Annotated in this window: 13 protein-coding genes, 1 tRNA gene and 1 riboswitch; of the genes, 12 read left to right on the top strand and 2 right to left on the bottom strand. The window is 44.2% G+C overall.

Features of this window, described 5'->3' with window-relative positions:
- Entirely contained in the window at positions 1 to 612 is a 612-nt protein-coding gene (locus tag AC27EZ_RS01070) for an energy transducer TonB (RefSeq protein ID WP_487133543.1), read from the top strand.
- Positions 613 to 614: 2 nt separating this feature from the next.
- Entirely contained in the window at positions 615 to 1,880 is a 1,266-nt protein-coding gene (locus tag AC27EZ_RS01065; RefSeq protein ID WP_487133542.1) for a tetratricopeptide repeat protein, read from the top strand.
- 97 nt (positions 1,881 to 1,977) lie between these two features.
- Here the strand turns inward: AC27EZ_RS01065 and AC27EZ_RS01060 are convergent, their stop codons facing one another.
- On the bottom strand, positions 1,978 to 4,095 hold the full coding sequence (locus tag AC27EZ_RS01060; RefSeq protein ID WP_487133541.1) for a GNAT family N-acetyltransferase: 2,118 nt from the start codon (positions 4,093 to 4,095) through the stop codon (positions 1,978 to 1,980).
- Between the two features lie 72 nt (positions 4,096 to 4,167).
- On the opposite strand from AC27EZ_RS01060, the gene AC27EZ_RS01055 reads away from it, so the two are divergent.
- From AC27EZ_RS01055 to AC27EZ_RS01015, 9 genes are all read left to right on the top strand, one after another.
- Positions 4,168 to 4,596, top strand: a complete 429-nt coding sequence (locus tag AC27EZ_RS01055) for an acyl-CoA thioesterase (RefSeq protein WP_487133540.1) — start codon at positions 4,168 to 4,170, stop codon at positions 4,594 to 4,596.
- A gap of 86 nt (positions 4,597 to 4,682) precedes the next feature.
- A riboswitch (TPP riboswitch) is annotated at positions 4,683 to 4,787 on the top strand.
- A 53-nt stretch (positions 4,788 to 4,840) separates the two neighbouring features.
- Positions 4,841 to 6,925: a TonB-dependent receptor gene (locus tag AC27EZ_RS01050; protein ID WP_487133539.1), complete on the top strand. Its 2,085-nt coding sequence runs from the start codon at positions 4,841 to 4,843 to the stop codon at positions 6,923 to 6,925.
- 9 nt (positions 6,926 to 6,934) lie between these two features.
- Positions 6,935 to 7,198 (top strand): hypothetical protein, encoded by a 264-nt coding sequence (locus AC27EZ_RS01045; RefSeq protein WP_487133538.1) that lies wholly within the window; start codon positions 6,935 to 6,937, stop codon positions 7,196 to 7,198.
- Positions 7,198 to 7,842, top strand: a complete 645-nt coding sequence (gene pnuC / locus AC27EZ_RS01040; protein ID WP_487133537.1) for a nicotinamide riboside transporter PnuC — start codon at positions 7,198 to 7,200, stop codon at positions 7,840 to 7,842. Before AC27EZ_RS01045 ends, pnuC begins: the two co-directional genes overlap by 1 nt.
- Positions 7,799 to 8,587 (top strand): phosphotransferase, encoded by a 789-nt coding sequence (locus AC27EZ_RS01035; RefSeq protein WP_487133536.1) that lies wholly within the window; start codon positions 7,799 to 7,801, stop codon positions 8,585 to 8,587. Before pnuC ends, AC27EZ_RS01035 begins: the two co-directional genes overlap by 44 nt.
- A gap of 113 nt (positions 8,588 to 8,700) precedes the next feature.
- Positions 8,701 to 8,777 (top strand) — tRNA-Trp (locus tag AC27EZ_RS01030).
- Between the two features lie 92 nt (positions 8,778 to 8,869).
- Positions 8,870 to 9,385 carry a hypothetical protein gene (locus AC27EZ_RS01025; RefSeq protein ID WP_487133535.1) on the top strand — a complete coding sequence of 172 codons (516 nt, stop codon included), beginning with the start codon at positions 8,870 to 8,872 and terminating at the stop codon, positions 9,383 to 9,385.
- A gap of 8 nt (positions 9,386 to 9,393) precedes the next feature.
- Positions 9,394 to 9,849 carry a ribosomal protein S18-alanine N-acetyltransferase gene (gene rimI, locus AC27EZ_RS01020; RefSeq protein WP_487133534.1) on the top strand — a complete coding sequence of 152 codons (456 nt, stop codon included), beginning with the start codon at positions 9,394 to 9,396 and terminating at the stop codon, positions 9,847 to 9,849.
- Between the two features lie 70 nt (positions 9,850 to 9,919).
- Positions 9,920 to 10,846, top strand: coding sequence for a DMT family transporter (locus AC27EZ_RS01015; protein ID WP_487133533.1), 927 nt, complete (start codon positions 9,920 to 9,922; stop codon positions 10,844 to 10,846).
- 34 nt (positions 10,847 to 10,880) lie between these two features.
- On the opposite strand, the gene AC27EZ_RS01010 is transcribed toward AC27EZ_RS01015, so the two are convergent.
- Complete coding sequence (locus AC27EZ_RS01010; protein ID WP_487133532.1) at positions 10,881 to 12,626, bottom strand: diguanylate cyclase; 1,746 nt, start codon at positions 12,624 to 12,626, stop codon at positions 10,881 to 10,883.
- Positions 12,627 to 13,056: 430 nt separating this feature from the next.
- Between AC27EZ_RS01010 and prfC the strand changes: the two genes are divergently transcribed.
- Positions 13,057 to 14,646, top strand: coding sequence for a peptide chain release factor 3 (gene prfC, locus AC27EZ_RS01005; protein ID WP_487133531.1), 1,590 nt, complete (start codon positions 13,057 to 13,059; stop codon positions 14,644 to 14,646).
- Positions 14,647 to 14,651 lie beyond the last annotated feature (5 nt).

Raw genomic sequence — 14,651 nt, 5'->3', positions numbered from 1 at the left:
ATGGGACGTATAATTGTATCTATATTGCTAGGTGCTGGTGTTGCATTTGCCCTGTTCGTGCTAATGGCTAAGCTGATTGAAAATTCAGCTCGTCCAGCGGATGAAGTTCCTGAAGCACCGGTAATTGATATCGTGATGCAGGAACCTGACGATCAGACGCAAACGCGTCAGCGCGTACCACCGCCGCCTCCACCGCCTCCAGCGCAGCCTCCTAAAATGGAGCCTGTAGAACCGGAAACGGCAGAACCGGATGCAGACGGCTTTAGCCTTGCAATACCGGCTGTAGACACCGGTGGTGTTGGTGTGAATATCGGTGGCGTAGGTGCTATGCAGCGAGACGGTGATGCAACGCCTATCGTACGTATCGATCCTAAATATCCACCTGATGCAGCCCGTGACGGCCGTGAAGGTTGGGTAAGACTTTCTTTCACTATCAACGAAGTTGGTGGTGTGGAAGACATAGAAGTGATCGAAGCAGAGCCTAAGCGTGTTTTCGACCGTGAAGCGCGTCGTGCATTACGTAAGTGGAAATACAAGCCTAAGATCGTTGACGGCAAGCCGGTTAGACAACCAGGTATGTTTGTTCAACTAGACTTTAAACTGGAGCAATGATCATGATGAAACGTACATTCAAAATGTCAGCCGTTGCTTTAGTGCTAGGTGCGGGTGCTATTCTTAGTGCCCCAGTAGCGCTTGCGCAATCCGCCCCTGTTGTTTGCCCTGGGTATGAAAAGGGTAAAACAACATTAGTAGGCGAGCGTACAGGTAAAAAGGTTCAAAAAGCGTTTGAGTTTTACAACTTAGACCAAGTTGATGAAGCACTGGGTGTGTTGTATGAGATTGACTCATCAGACGATTTCGATAAGGCCTATGTTGAGCGTTTTATCGGAAACCTATTGGCAGCGCAAGAAGGTCAAGGCACCAAAGCACTTGGATATTTGGTAAATTCAGTAGAGCCAAAAGTACTTAACGATCTTGAACATTCTCAAACACTTAAATTGCTAGGTGATTTGAGCATGCAGGAGAATAAGTACACAGATGCGATAAAGTGGTATAACGCATGGATGGACTTTACGTGTAAAGAAGATGCAGACGTTTATACGCGTTTGGCGCAGGCATATTATGAGTCTAAGCAATTAGATAAAATGATTGAGCCTGCCGACCGTGCTATCGCGCTTTACGATGAGCCAAATAAAAACCCATATGTGTTAAAGCTTACTTCATACTACGAGCGTAAGATGTATCCTCAAACGGTTGCAGTAGCAGAAGATCTGGTACGTAACTTTACAGAGGAACCTCGTTGGTGGACACAGCTTGGTTTCTTCTATCTTCTTGTTGAAGACTTTAAGAAAGGCCTTTCTACTTTTGAACTCGCTTACAACCAAGGCTTTTTGAAGAAAGACAGTGAAGTTAAAACACTTTCACAGTTATACCAAACGAATGGTATGCCTTACAAAGCAGCAAAAGTGTTAGAACAGGGTGTTAAGTCTGGTTTGATAGCAGAAGACGCTGATATGCTTGCGTCTATCGCTAATGCTTATCACCAAGCTAAGAACTATGAAGTCGCAGCTAATATTTACGCAAAAGCTGCAGCGAAAAGTTCAGACCCAGAGCACTACAGAAAGGAAGGTACTCTTCGTCTTGTAGCTGAAGATTACAAAGGTGCCATCAAAGCCCTTGAGAACGCGCTTGAGCGCGGTGCTGATGACCCAGCAAAAATTCACTTTACATTAATGGAAGCGAATTTCTATGCAGGTGATTACAGAGCAGCGTATACGCACGTTCAAGAAGCTAAGAAAGACCGGTCGCTACGCAGAAATGCTTCGGCTTGGGAACCTTACATTAAAGAAAAAGCGAAAAACCGCGGTATAAACATTTAAATTTTATATCGAATCGCTTAAAAAGCCTCCGTAATGGGGGCTTTTTTATGCCCATAGCATAATGTAGATAAAGGCAGCTATTGATACATTGTGTAATTTATCCCACAGAATTAGGGCTGTTAAGCGCAGTTAATAACGTTGACATTTCTTTCTTTATACACCGTGTAACCGCTCTCTTCCCTTGAACGTTAAACACTTGCTCCAATGCGTTCATATTAATGTGTTTACTATCAAGAAGTGTAAAAGTAGGCTTGAGTACCTTTGCGTTTGCCGTTTCTTTGTTGTGCTTTGTCAGAATATTAATATAGGGCCAGGTCGCTTCTAACGGCCTATATCCACTTATAAACGCCTGTATCTTGTTTACGATAATGGATTGGCTGTCACTATCGTAGTGTGACAACGGCGCCCGGTTACACTCAATATGTTGAATGTTAATGAGGCGCGCTGTAACCTCATGCCCAAGCATTGATAGCGGTATTAGTGCTAATGCACTGGTTTCACCGCTTGCCTTATTGGGCTTTAGGCCTTTATCGACAATCGTAAAGCCATTAGTCTCCCAAAAGCGATTTAGTGCCGATGTAGCTCCATACGATGTAGTAACTGCATCTATACTTGCATCACGTGCGGCAGCAGTAATGTGGCTAAGTAGTTTTGAGCCAAGCCCAAAACGCTGAAGGGAAGGGGCGATAGCAATCCTACTTATCCGCCAATACAGCTTGTCTGCGTCGCATGCCTGTAATGTTTTTAGGGCTATCCTTTGCGCGCTAAGATGGCCTTTAGGTCGGCGACTTCCTTCAGCAATTGCCTTTCCAATCGACGTAAGCATTGAACCACCCTCATAATTAATAACTGCGACACCGGTAATTACATTGCGTAGCCTTTGAACACACAGTGTTGTATCAGGGCTGTCTAGCAATCGCATCGCATCATCGGGGGTTGTTTGGTAGTGTGCAAGGGTCAGTAGCGCCATGGCGCTTACTATTTCATGTTCTAAAAGGTCAGAGAATCGAGCTATTCGATATGTAATATCGCATGCAGCGCGATGTTTAAAATCTTTCGCGAGAAGCGCCATGTTGTCGCTAGAGTCGTCAGGCGTATCGGTATTAAACAAACAAACGTCGTTTAGAAATTCTTCAATGAGGTCGCCAGAATACCAGCGTAGCGGAGTATCAAGTGTAAGATATATGGAATGCCTACTCTTAAGTGCAGGCATTAATTTGTGCATAAAACCCTGGCCACTTCCTTCATAGCCTTGGGTCGTTGTGCTAAGCACCCATTTTTTGTGCTGCTGCAATATCGTAAGAAGATTAGGAAGGGGCAACGAGGCCGCTTCATCAATAATGAGAGCGTCGAACACATCGTTGTATAATACCGGGTTATCAGGAGCGACCCAGTCAATACTGCCGTTTGTTTGCGTATGAACGACACGGGTAGCACTAACCACAGTTACGCCTTTACATTGTTGTGCATGGTGAAATATACGCTCAGCGTTTTCAATTAACGTGCTGGTAATACATACTCGCATGCCTTGCTGGCTTAAAGCGGCAATTAATAGCCCAAGAACCGACGATTTACCTCTTCCTCGTGGTGCGGAGATAACAGCGTTAACGTTATCCTTCGACCACTGTGATATCAATTCAGAATACGCGTGCTGTTGATCAGCAGAAGCAAAGCTACCATTTGTGCTGTCGCGCGGCGCGTCGATGCTGTGGTCAACGTTCGCCTTTACTACATTATTGGGGGGAAGATAGGTAGTCAGTTTATTATGCCGTGCTATCCAGGTCGCTTGCTCTATTTTACCAATGAAGCGTGCGATGTAAGCGCTGTATGTCAAGTGATAACCATGGGAAATAGAGTTAGCAATATAAGTTCGTGGCCATTGAGTGAACGGCGGACAACATAAAATAAAGCAACCGCTTCGCTTAACGGTACCGGCTAGCGCCATTAAATCACCAACTCGAAAGCCGCGATGGGCAAATAGCACCGCAATATCAAACTCATTGCCTAACAATTTCGCACGCTTTTTTCCATCAAGCTCAGTGGCGTCAAATGCCGCTATTTTCAATTGTGATGGTGCGATGTGGGTTAATTGCTCGAAGGTTTTACGGCAGTAATCCTCGTCCTCGTCTATCACTAACCAACGACGATGCGTCCCATTTACAGAGATACTGTCATAAGGAGAAAAAAGCCATGATGATAATTGTTTACGCGCCATTGATTGTAAATTTCGTTATAATTAAGAGATGTAATCAGTGCACATAATATCGACTTATTGTAAGGAATTCGAATGCGCTTTCTTTCTCGGCGTTTAGTAATGCCAAATGACTTAAACTATGCAAACTCACTTTTTGGTGGACGCGCGCTTGAATGGATTGATGAAGAGGCTGCAATCTGGGCCATCTGCCAATTGGAAACCAATTGCTTAGTGACTAAGCATATCGGCGAAATTAGTTTTGAATCACCTGCATTACAAGGTGACATTGTTGAATTTGGGCTAGAAACAAAAGCGGTAGGTAGAACGTCTATTACCGTCAGTTGCTTAGTAAGAAATAAAGCGACGAAAAAAACCATTTGTTTCGCTGATGATATCGTTTTTGTCAAAGTTGATACCGATTCCCGTATGCCAGTTGCGCATGGCAAAACCCTTGAGGCGCTAAAATCACAAACTGATGATGAAGTAAGACGCCTTAACCTGAACATCAAAGACAGTTTATAACGTATTAATATCGCTTAATTATTTCTTTCCTTGACGGTGTTGCCCTAACTGGTACACTCCGTCCCGGTGATTAGCGTTACGTTAGTCACTCTACCAAGGGGTGTCCGAGTTGCGGGCTGAGATCCACTATTGTGGGAACCCTTTTACCTGATCCGGATAATACCGGCGTAGGGATGGTGCACAATATAGCCTTATCACCTGCCGTAAATTCGGATCTTTTTTCTGTAGAAGAATAAGAGATCCCATGTATAAAACAGTTTTCACGCTTTCCCTTATTGCCAGCTCAGTCGCGGCGTATGCACAAGACATTTCAGCTCCTCAATCTGAGGATATGTCAGATATTGAACGTGTTGTCGTAAGTGGTGACTTCAGACAGACAACGCTTGATCAACTTGGCGCAAGTGCCACTATTTTGGGACAAGAACGCGTAAATAGCCGTCAACCTACCCACGTAGATAGTGTATTAAACAGTATTCCAAATGTTAATTTTGCAACCGGCGCATCGAGAGGCCGGTTTATTCAAATTCGTGGTATTGGCGAGCGTAGCCAGTTTGCGGAGCCTATTAACCCGTCGGTCAGTTTTATTGTTGATGAATTCGATTTTTCAGGGCTAGCTGCAGCAGGCGTTATCTTTGATACGCAGCAATTAGAAGTCTATCGCGGACCTCAGGCGACGCTTTATGGTACTGGCGCGTTAGCGGGTGCCGTAAAATTGCTAAGCAATGAAGTAGGAAGTGATGCCCCTGACTATGTTGAGTTTCGTGCAGCAACAGAAAATAGCTATCGACTAGAGGCTGCTACCGGCAGTGATATTAACGATAAGTGGGGATACCGTGTCGGTGTCGTTCACAATCGCAGTGACGGCTTCGTTGAGAATATTTTTCTAAATAGGGATGACACCAATAACATTGATGAGTCGGCCATGCACATCAGTTTATCCGGTGAGTTGGACCAACGCACAACGCTTGCGCTTTCTTATCGCTGGTACGACATCGACAATGGCTATGATGCATTCTCACTAGATAACGATAATAAAACCCGCTCTGATGAGCCAGGGTTCGATGAACATCAAACGCATGCCGTAAGCGCGCGTTCAACCACCCAAACGGCCGCGGGCGACTTTATCATTATTGCCACGCACGCCTCTCACAATATCGCTTATGGTTATGATGAAGATTGGACATTTACGGGGTTTCATCCGTTCGGTTACACCTCATTTGACGCCTATTATCGCGACGTAGACACGCAAACTGGTGAAGTACGGTTTGTTTCTTCCGATGCAGCGGCCCTTTTTGATGGCATGACGGACTGGACGATTGGCGCGTTTTATAAAACATCAGAGCAAGATTTACTGCGTCAATATACGTATGCAGATGGTGACTTTATCAGTGATTACGCGCCAACCACGAAAGCGTTATATGCAGAGACCGAATCCGCTTTAACCAGTGATTTGTCGCTACTAGTTGGGGTTAGGGTTGAGCGTTTTGAACTTGATTATTCAGATAGTGAAGGCCTTATCCGCAACCTTGATACCACAATGGTGGGTGGGAAAGTTGCCTTACACTACAACCTCGATAAGCATTTCTTTTATGGAAGTATCTCTCGCGGTTTCAAAGGCGCGGGCTTTAATCAAGACCAACGTGTGAACAACGAGCAACGATTCTTTGACGAAGAGTACAATTGGAACTACGAAATTGGAATCAAAGGTCCAATGCTACTTGATAACCTTACAGCCCGAGCGGCAATCTTCTATATGGATAGAGAAGACACCCAGGTCAGTGATTTCGATGTTATTACGCGAGAAGACGGCACTCCAGATTTTATTGATATCATTGATAATGCTGATTTAGGCACGAATAAAGGGGCTGAATTCGAATTATCTTGGCTTGCGACTGATACATGGCAGGTAAGTGCGAGTGTTGGATATCTGAGTGCAACGTTTGAAGGCTACACGCTAGCCGATGGTACGGTTATTGACGAACAAAGACAGGCTCAAGCACCTAAGTGGACAGCGAATGTATTCAGTGAATATGCGCTCACTGATTACTTAACGTGGCGAATAGATGTTGATTTTAAAGATGAATATCGCTTCTCAGATGGTCACGACGTTACCGCACCGAGTACGACGTTGGTGAACACAGAAGTGGTATGGTTTAACGATAATTGGCAAACATCGCTGTGGGTGCAAAACGCCTTTGATCGAGAGTACTACACTCGCGGGTTTGGAGGCTTTAGCAATGATCCCCGTGATGAGTATGCTTTTGACGAACCCTATTATCAATTAGGTAACGGGCGTCAATTTGGTATTACCGTTAAATACACATTCTAGGAGCGCATTATGAACGTTATGGTCGAACTATCACTTTATCCATTAGTGAATGAATATATTCCTCCTATACAAGCTTTTATTGATAGGCTGAATGGATACGAAGCGCTTAATGTGTTGACTAGTGCCACCAGTACGCAAGTGTCGGGTGACTACACTGAGGTGATGACAATATTGGGCAATGAAATGCAGCGCACTCACGAGGAAGTAGGCCAAGCTATATTTGTTGCTAAATTTCTAAATTTTGATGCAATGCAGTCGAGGAAGTCGCAATAGTGGCGGCTTTCCTCGATAATTTTTACGCACAGATTGTTGCTACATCGGGGTTAGAATGGACCGCGGTAATCTTTGCCTTGGGTTATGTTTATCTTGCGGCTAAACAAAGTCTATGGTGCTGGCTTTGTGCGTTTTTAAGCACAGCAATTTATACCTGGCTCTTTTGGCAAGTGACACTGCCGTTTCAAGCGTTGTTAAACTTCTTTTATATGGTCATGGCAGCGTACGGATACTATCAGTGGACGAACGGCGCTAAGGGCGGCGAAACCGCCTCAGTGAGAACACTGCCGAAAAAAGTACATGCGTTGCTTGTCCCGTTATTACTATTATGTGCCTTTGGATTATCTAAGTTGGCTGCATCGCAATTCAATAGTGATCATCTTTTACTCGATGCTAGTATCCAAATGCTGAGTATTACCACAACGTTCATGGTTGCACATAAGGTTATGGAAAACTGGGTTTATTGGTTTTTCATAAACTTAGCGTCTGCCTACTTGTATTTTCAAGTGGGAATGGCGTTGTCTTCATGCTTGTTTTTAGGGTATGTTGGGTTTTCTATTTATGGATTTTTGCAATGGCGGGCACAATGGTTAGGTTACGATGAACCAAAACAACATCATTCCTCTTCTAAGGAGTACACTTAATTTAAGTCATCATGCCCGTATTGAGCAAAAGCCGTCAGGCATCGTTAATTGTGTCTATAAGCTTATCGATAACGACAAGCAATATGCGGTTAAGTGGACGGGCGGTGACGAATTTAGTGGCATCGACCGCTTTAATCAGTTTGTTTTGCAGCAGCAATTGGCTAAACAGCGCGTAGCACCAGAGCCCGTATGGCTGAGCGATGACGAGCACATTTGGGTAGAGCGTTGGGAAGATAACGACACGTCTCATTTGCGCGGCGACGTCGTTAAAACGCTTGCTAACACCCTTGCATACATTCATTGCTTACCGATAACGTCACGCCCTTTAAACCTACTTGCGCGGTGGGAGCACTATATTGAAAGCGCGCAGCTTGGTATGCCAGAAACGCTAAGGGGTCAAGCAAAGGCCTATCGAGCAACAGTGATAAAGAGCGAGCAAGATACACAGCACTATGTGCTATGTCACAATGACTTACACATAAGCCATATTCTTCGCTCAACGCCACCGGTGGTCGTCGATTGGGAATACTCAGCAATGGGGAATCGTTTTTTTGATGTTGCCAGCTGTGCAGTAATTAACGAGCTGTCTGCCGACGACATTTTCCATTTGTGTGTTTCTTATGCCGTTGCAACTGGTATATCGCAAAGTGAAGTAGTGCAAAACGTAGAGCAGCAACTTAACATTGTGGATGTGACAAATCAGCTGTGGAGAGCAGCACTATACGCCACTAAACAGCACGCATAATAGTCGGCTTGTTTGAAATTGCGTCGCTTTGATTGTTTATTAAGCATAGGGTGCATGATAGATGCAAAAAGGCTTTACCTTTTTAATCCCATCCGTATAATGCACAGCGCGCTAGGGGTGTAGTTCGAATTGGTAGAACAGCGGTCTCCAAAACCGATGGTTGGGGGTTCGAGTCCCTCCACCCCTGCCACTCTCTTCTTTTATGTCACAAATCCTGCTGATAACTAAACGGCTTTTACGTTACACTATGTGTCGTTATCTTAACTTGGATTGGGTATTGTCTTGAGTTTCTTATCTAATTATCAGCGCTCGGTATTACAAGAGTTAGGTATTACTTCTTGGGTAACGCAAGCTGAAGCAGCATCGAAATCTAATGAAAAAAAATCAGAAGATGTCGCAAGCACGGCTGCTGATGGGTTACAAATCGAAAATGCTCACGTCGCGCGAAAGCCCATCTCTACGGAAGAAAAACAGTCACGATTGGCGCAATTAAGAGCCCAGGTGAGTGGTGGAAAAAACGTCGACAATATTACGTCTAGGCACACACCTGAAGAAAAAGTTAGTCTGGTGAAACCGCTGAGCCATAGTGAACGAAAAGATAATAGCCAGTGGTTGGCTGATATGACAGTCACACTCTCTCATTTGGACATAACGTTAACGGTTGATAATATTATGATAGGCACTACGCTTACTGCATCATCAGAAGCTATTATTCTACCTACGCTACCTAATGCGTTAACGTCATCACAAAAGAAGGCGTTGTGGATGCAGTTAACTGCATTATCGTCAACGAAGTAAATCGCTTCATGTCCTTACAAATCGAACTTGTCAACGCAGCGTCATCTTCCTCGGACATATACGCGTTATACGATATTCACAAAAAATCGCAGTATTCACCATGGTCTTTTTCAACGTTTAACGATTGCTTTACGCCACCGTACTACGGTTTGGTGGCACGCCAAAACGGTAGTGTTATCGGTTACGCCATTATTCTCGAAGTGCTTGACGAAGCAACGCTTATGGATATCGCGGTCAATCGTCTATGGCGGGGTACAGGAGTTGGGCAGCGATTAATTGATACGCTTTTTGATATAGCCACAAAGAAAAATACCAAGGAAATATGGTTAGAAGTAAGGGAAAGTAACACTTCTGCTATTTCACTTTATAAGAAAAACGGTTTTGAACTTATAGAAACGCGTAAAAACTACTATTCATCTGAGCAAGGCAAAGAACACGCATCGATCATGAAGTGGTCACGGTAAATGTATACTAAGTAGCATTTCTACTTTCCCTTGTTATCTTTCATACATATATTATTTAGGCTTATATCCAATGTCTACCACACCATCCATCGACAACGCACAATCAAAGGGCGTTAAAATGTTATTGGTCGCTGTGTTATGTTTAGGGCTTAATTGGCCCGCTATGAAAATAGGGCTAGAGGCTGTGAGCCCGCTTTGGATGGTTTGCCTGCGCTTTCTACTAAGCTTGCCGGTTCTGTTGCTCTTTGTTGTTGCCACCAAAAAACGTTTTCCTCGCTTTTCTCGGCAAGATCGCGCGGTCGTTTTTGTTGTAGCAGTGTTTCAATTTATTTTATCTATGGGGTTAATAACGGTTTGCCTACAGTTTATCCCTGCAGGGACGGCCAGTATTCTAATCTATACAACACCCTTGTGGATGCTACTGATTGACACCTTGTGGTATCGCCAACGTGCGGACTCTAAAAGGTTTGTGCTTACCGGAATATCGACGATTGGGTGTGCGATGATATTATTTGCTAGCGGCGAACCTGGTGCCCGTCTTCCATTGATTGGCATGCTGTTAGCATCGCTATTGTGGGCAATTGCCATCAGACGTGTATCGTTTCACAAATGGCAGGGAAGCGTTATTGAAGCAGTGTTTTGGCAGTTTGTCATCGCAGGCAGCGTAATGCTAGCAATGGCCTTAGCATTTGAACCTATGCCCGCATTAAGTGAATATCAATGGCATGATTGGTTACTGTTAATTTATATCGGTCCTGTGGCGACAGGCCTTGGTTTCGGGCTTATGGTGGCGGCGGGGCCTAAGCTAGCGCCTGAGCGTATTGTATTAATAAGTACATTAACCCCCATTATTGGTTATGTAAGTTCGGTAGTATTGCTAAAAGAGGTATTACTTCCATTAGTGCTAGCCGGCGCGGTGTTAATGATATCTGCGCTCCTTATTAATGGATTACCGCAGTCAGCGCTTAAACGCTTGCTCGCCCTTCGGTTGTGGTGAAAGCTGTGAAGTACGTGAACCCAGTGACTGAAAACTATTTTTTTGGCGCATAAATAATGAGGTTTCGCCCTTCATCTTTTGCTTGGTACAAGGCTTTATCTGCGCGTCTAAACGACCTTACAACGTGAGATGTGCTACTGCACATCGTCCAACCTATGCAGGCCCCCACACGAATTTTGGGGTGCGCTTTAAACACTAATGCATTTATTGCGTTATGTACGCTCAACAATGTATCGGCAAATTTGTCGGGCGATGCACTACGCTGAACTATCGCAAATTCTTCACCGCCAAATCGTCCTGCTATACAGTTGTCATTGTTTAAGGTCTGTAAAATGTTGGCAACGGCAATCAATACTTTATCGCCTACATTGTGCCCATAAGTATCATTAATATCTTTAAAGTGGTCTAGATCAATTAACGCTACGGCGATATCACTATGTGGAGGATCAGCAGTAAAACTGTTGTCGACAAACAAGTCTACACTGCGCCTGTTGGGAAGGTTGGTAAGGGTGTCTCTTAGGGCCAGTTCGTTAAGCATTTTATTCGACGCTTCTAACGCTTGTGTTCGTTCTTGCACAAGCGCTTCAAGCTTAGCGGCTTGTTCGCTTTTTAGTTTAGAAAGTGCTTTTTCTGCATCGCGTTCTTTTTGTAGCAACTTAAATAGATAATTAGACGTCATTACCACCATAAAGGTACACGTCAGTAATAGGCCGAACATAAACGTGGCAATGGGCTCTACCGGTAAATTAATGTCAAACAGTGCGAATAGAATTAATGTAATGGTACTCGCCATTACAGGAAACAATGCGGCAGCCAGCCATTTTGCCGTTCCCGAGCCAGAGCGGTGCTCTTTATAGAGCACGGTAATCGCAAGTAACATAAAAGGGATGAAAAGAATAACAGGAAGGCGCAGTGCGGCGTCTAAGCTGACGAATTGCCATAACAGTAAGCCTGCGAAGGGAAGCGCAATACACGAGTAACGAATCGCGTTAAAAGCGTAAATAGTTCTGTTAGGCCTTTTAAGCGTTGCGGTCAAAGCCCAAAAAGAGGCGAGTAAAACAGAATAGATACTTATTGCATACGTAATGTCGTTTAGCTGCGGAAAAGCAGGCCACAATATTTTAAAGGCATACCCAAACACACGAAAAAACCAAAATGTTGTCGCAAAAATAAAAACGGCAAAACTCAAAAATGCGTATTTTTTACTTATCCAAAATACGACCAAACAAAGTACCGTTAGGATTATCATGGCACCAAAAAAGGTCATGTCTCGTTGTAACATATCTACATAAATGTTGTTCCCATATTCAGGGGTAGCAACGAAAAAGTCATGCCGCAATATTTCTCCCTGCATGTGGCCGTAAATCTTGAGACTGCCGGATGCAGGTAACAGGGTAGGGAAATGATAATTTGGCACCAGCACAGGGCGGCTAGAAAAAGGCAGGGCATCTCCTGTCAGCCAACGGTTCACCCCGTCGGTGACATAAAGTTTTTTGATGGCTGGAAACCCAATTGAGAACCACAATGGAACCGCAACGTCGTAGCCGTTTTGAATGGTTACTCGAAAGTGCACATAGTCGTTAGCGTTACGCTTTGTACGTGAAATATCTGATGACCATATTTCATCGCCCGTCAGTACATCGTTGCTCGTAACCGCAAACTCTACAGTCTGATTTAAATCTAAGGCAGTTGATTTGTCATCAAAAGTAATGCTTTCGGCATTCACTGAGCAATGTAATCCGACAAACAGTACAAAGAAAATAGGCAAAAGCCTAAACATGGAACATCCTTTTCTTTAAAAATAATCGCGAACGCTTACGCAAAGCACAACCCCCTATATGAGGAGCATAGTTTATCACGTTGGCTAAAAATATAGCACAAAACAAGAAGTATCAAATCGAGAAAAGTACTTAAGTATATTAAAAATTGTATAGTACTGAACTGGTTAGCGTTGCATAAGGAGAATGCAGCGGATAAAAAAGGCACGATGTTGATACGCGTGAATACGACTCTTTTTGTGGTTGTAAACGTCTCATTTACCCAGATAATTCTTATCAATTGGTCTACTGTTAGCGTACGTAAAATGCTAAAATCCGCGCAATTAAACATCATGCTTGTACGACGCGTCTTTTGGCAAAAGCAATTTGCCTAGAAAACATAAGTTTTCGATTGGAAATGCGTCTACGTATAGAACGAAAAGATAACGATTAATGTCAGAACAAAAGCTTCTAGAAGAGATTAAAAAGCGACGTACGTTCGCAATTATATCGCACCCTGATGCGGGTAAAACAACCATCACTGAAAAAGTGCTGTTGTTCGGTCGAGCGCTACAGACAGCTGGCACCGTGAAGGGTAAAAAATCAGGTCAACATGCAAAGTCAGATTGGATGGAAATGGAAAAAGAGCGGGGTATATCAGTTACCACCTCTGTTATGCAGTTCCCATATAATGACCACCTTGTTAATCTACTGGATACCCCAGGACACGAAGACTTCTCGGAGGATACTTACCGTACACTGACCGCCGTCGATTCATGTCTAATGGTGATTGATGCCGCAAAAGGGGTAGAAGATCGAACGCGCAAGTTAATGGAAGTCACCCGTCTTCGCGACACACCAATCCTTACGTTTATGAACAAGCTTGATCGTGATATACGTGACCCGCTAGAAGTGCTTGACGAAGTAGAAACCGAACTCGATATCCTGTGTGCGCCCATTACATGGCCAATTGGCTGCGGTAAGAGCTTTAAAGGCGTTTATCACCTGTATCGCGACGAAACTATTTTGTACCAAAGCGGGCTTGGTCATACTATTCAAGACGTTCGTATCATCAAAGGGTTAGATAACCCTGAACTGGATGACGCGGTTGGCTCTGATTTAGTTTCAACACTGCGAGATGAACTAGAGCTTGTTCGTGGTGCATCAAACGACTTTGACAAAGAGCTGTTTCTTGAAGGCCAGCTTACTCCTGTGTTCTTTGGTACGGCATTAGGTAACTTCGGCGTTGATCACATGCTTGATGGCCTGGTTGAGTGGGCACCTGAGCCTCAAGGGCGAGAGCATGAAAATGGTGCAGTAGAAAGCACCGATAGTAAATTTAGTGGGTTTGTATTTAAGATTCAGGCGAATATGGACCCTAAACACCGCGACCGGATTGCGTTTTGTCGAATAGTGTCAGGCAAGTACGAAAAGGGCATGAAAATGCGCCATACCCGATTGGGTAAAGAGGTACGAATTTCTGATGCACTCACCTTCCTCGCTGGCGATCGTTCATTGCTAGAACAAGCTTATGCCGGCGATATCATAGGTTTGCACAACCATGGCACAATTCGCATCGGTGATACGTTTACTGCAGGCGAAGATTATCGGTTTACCGGTATTCCGAACTTTGCGCCTGAACTGTTCAAGCGAATTCGTTTAAGAGACCCGTTGAAGCAAAAGCAATTGCTTAAAGGCCTTATTCAACTTTCAGAAGAAGGGGCGGTTCAAGTTTTCCGCCCTCTTGCTAATAATGACCTAATTGTTGGTGCCGTGGGTGTGCTGCAGTTCGATGTGGTTGTTGCTCGTTTAAAGGCCGAGTACAACGTTGATGCGCTTTATGAGCATATTAATGTGAGTACCGCACGATGGGTATATTCAGATAGCGAGAAAAAGCTTGATGAATTCCAACGTAAAGGCCAACAAAATCTTGCTCTAGATGGCGGAGATAACCTCACTTACATTGCACCAACAATGGTGAATTTGCAGCTGGCGCAAGAGCGCTATCCTGACATTAAGTTTACGAATACGCGCGAAAATTAAGATAT

The organism is Alteromonas sp. 4NH20-0056 (genome assembly GCF_057539655.1).
This window is presented reverse-complemented; position numbering and strand designations above follow the sequence as displayed.